Origin of the sequence: Kitasatospora sp. NPDC085879, from assembly GCF_040686255.1 — a bacterium.
Classification (GTDB): domain Bacteria; phylum Actinomycetota; class Actinomycetes; order Streptomycetales; family Streptomycetaceae; genus Kitasatospora.
Map to the genome: position 1 here is coordinate 1 of NZ_JBFBJZ010000185.1, position 2,103 is coordinate 2,103.

Here is a 2,103-nt window from a genome sequence, read left to right on the forward strand (position 1 = left end):
CCGATGCCGCTGGACGCCTGCCGTGTGGGCGACGAGTACGTGATCTGTTTCGACCTGCCGGGGGTGGACCCGGAGGCGATCGACATCGACGTCGAACGGAACATGCTGACCGTCAAGGCCGAGCGCCGCCCCCGCCACGAGGGCGACAACGTGAAGTGGGAGCTGTCCGAGCGCCCGCTCGGCGTGTTCTCCCGCCAGGTCATGCTCTCCGACACCCTCGACCCCGCCGGGATCAGCGCCGACTACGACGCAGGCGTGCTGACGCTGAAGATCCCGGTCGCGGAGAAGGCCAAGCCCCGCAAGATCGCCATCAGCCACAGCGGCGACCGCAAGCAGATCCGGGCCTGACCCCCTTCTCCCATGAACCGTTCCGCGCCGCCCCTGATCTCTCCCCCTCGAAGGGGCGGCCGGAACGCCCCCACCCGCCGGCAGCCCTCCCCGGGCCGCCCCGACCGCGGACACGGGGCAACGCCATGAACGCCCAGGGCAACGAACCCCTCGTGGTGCGGGCGCGCGGAGAGATCGACCTTCACACCGCGCCCTCGCTGCGCCGTGCCCTGTCCGCCGCGCTCGAGTCGCACCGGGCGGTGGTGCTGGATCTGTCGGAAGTGACGTTCATGGACTGCGCGGGCCTGGGCGTACTGGTCCGGGCCCGCAACCAGGCCGGCCGGTGCGGCGCCCGCCTGCTCCTGCGCGGGGCCGGGCGCTGCGTGGTCCGGCTGCTCAGGCTCACCGGTCTGCACCTGCGCCTGGCCGTCGAGCCCTGACCGGGCACCGTTCGCACCGGCCCCTTGGGATGGAGGGAGAACCGCGGTGACTCGTCGATGGGAGGCGTTCCTGGAGGAGGTCCGGGAATGCGGTGAGTACGACACCCCGCAGGAGGCCGAGCGGGCCGCCCGGGTCGTCCTGGCCCTGCTGGGTGCCCACCTGGTCGGCGACGTGCGCGCCGAACTGGCCGCCCGCCTGCCGGAGACCATGGCCCTGGTCCTGCTCAACCCCTTGCACGCCACCGAACCGCTCAGCCACGAGCGCTTCGTGCGCGCGACCGCGGCCTGGATCGAGGGCGCCACCGAAACCACGGCCCTGTGGGACATCGGCGCCGTCCTGTCCACGGTGGCCGACGCCGCCGGCGACGACCTCACCGAGCGTGTCCTGCTCCAGCTGCCGCCCGGCTACGACCTCCTGTTCGGCCGGCCCCAGCCCGGCCACCGCCCCTGAACCCGTCCGCGCCGCCGCAACCGCCCGGCCGGCCCAGCCCCGGAAGGCCACCGCCATGACCCGGTACCGCCTCCTTCTCCGGCAGGTCCGCACCCTCGGCCGCTACACCTGTGACGAGGAGGCCGAACGTGTCCTGCACGCTGTTCTGGCCGTCCTCGGCAGCCAGCTCACCGGTGAGGAACGCTGCGACCTCGCCGCGGCCCTGCCGGAGCGGGCCCGCGTGGTCTTCGCCTCGCAGATCCCGCTGCCCGAGCCAGTCGCCGCCCCGGCTTTCGTCGAAGCCGTTGCCCACACCCTGAACACCAGCCTCAGCGGCGCCCGCTGGGACACCTCCTCCGTCCTGGCCGCCCTCGCCGACCTGGCCGGTGACCGGCTGGCCGACCGGCTTCTCGCGGACCTGCCCCGCGGGTACGCCCTCCTGTTCGGCCGCGCCGACCTCATCACCGCGGCGTGACCCGGGACCGGGTGCGGGCCGTCACCGGCACCGTGCCGGATCTCACCCACCGGGCGGGCATCCGCCCCGTCGCCGCGGCCGGCCAGGACGAGCGCGCATGCGCAGCGGCCACGACGTCAGGCGCAGGATCGACCTGAACGCCTGGTCGCGCAGGTCCGCGGGCCCGGTCGGCAAGGGTCAGCTCAGCCCGCGGTTGCCAGACGGGCGGGCGGTGTCGAGGGCGCCGCGCAGGGCGTACAGGTCGGCGGTGGTGGCCAGCTCGGCGAAGCGGGCCAGCAGCCGACGGACGGTGCAGTCGCCACCGTCGCCCACGGCCTCGGTGATCGCCTCGATCAAGGCCGCCTGTCCGTCCCGGGCCGTCTCCGGTGCCACGGGCGCCGGGTGTTCCACTGCCGCCTCCCTGCGCGGTGTCGCTCGTTTCTTCGGGCGCG

The 2,103-nt window shown here is 74.0% G+C and carries 5 protein-coding genes; 4 read left to right on the forward strand and 1 reads right to left on the reverse strand.

From position 1 onward, the window contains the following. The 4 genes from AB0P35_RS41985 to AB0P35_RS42000 all read left to right on the forward strand — a co-directional run. Positions 1–348, forward strand: a 348-nt coding sequence (locus tag AB0P35_RS41985) for an Hsp20/alpha crystallin family protein (protein WP_363521846.1), incomplete at its 5' end; no start/stop codon positions are given. A gap of 125 nt (positions 349–473) precedes the next feature. Continuing rightward, positions 474–767, forward strand: coding sequence for an STAS domain-containing protein (locus tag AB0P35_RS41990; protein ID WP_363521848.1), 294 nt, complete (start codon positions 474–476; stop codon positions 765–767). A 46-nt stretch (positions 768–813) separates the two neighbouring features. Beyond that, entirely contained in the window at positions 814–1,218 is a 405-nt protein-coding gene (locus tag AB0P35_RS41995) for a DUF2267 domain-containing protein (RefSeq protein WP_363521851.1), read from the forward strand. A gap of 55 nt (positions 1,219–1,273) precedes the next feature. After that, entirely contained in the window at positions 1,274–1,672 is a 399-nt protein-coding gene (locus AB0P35_RS42000; RefSeq protein WP_363521854.1) for a DUF2267 domain-containing protein, read from the forward strand. A 177-nt stretch (positions 1,673–1,849) separates the two neighbouring features. Here AB0P35_RS42000 and AB0P35_RS42005 read toward each other — a convergent pair. Next, on the reverse strand, positions 1,850–2,103 hold a 254-nt coding region (locus AB0P35_RS42005), incomplete at its 5' end, for a hypothetical protein (RefSeq protein WP_363521856.1).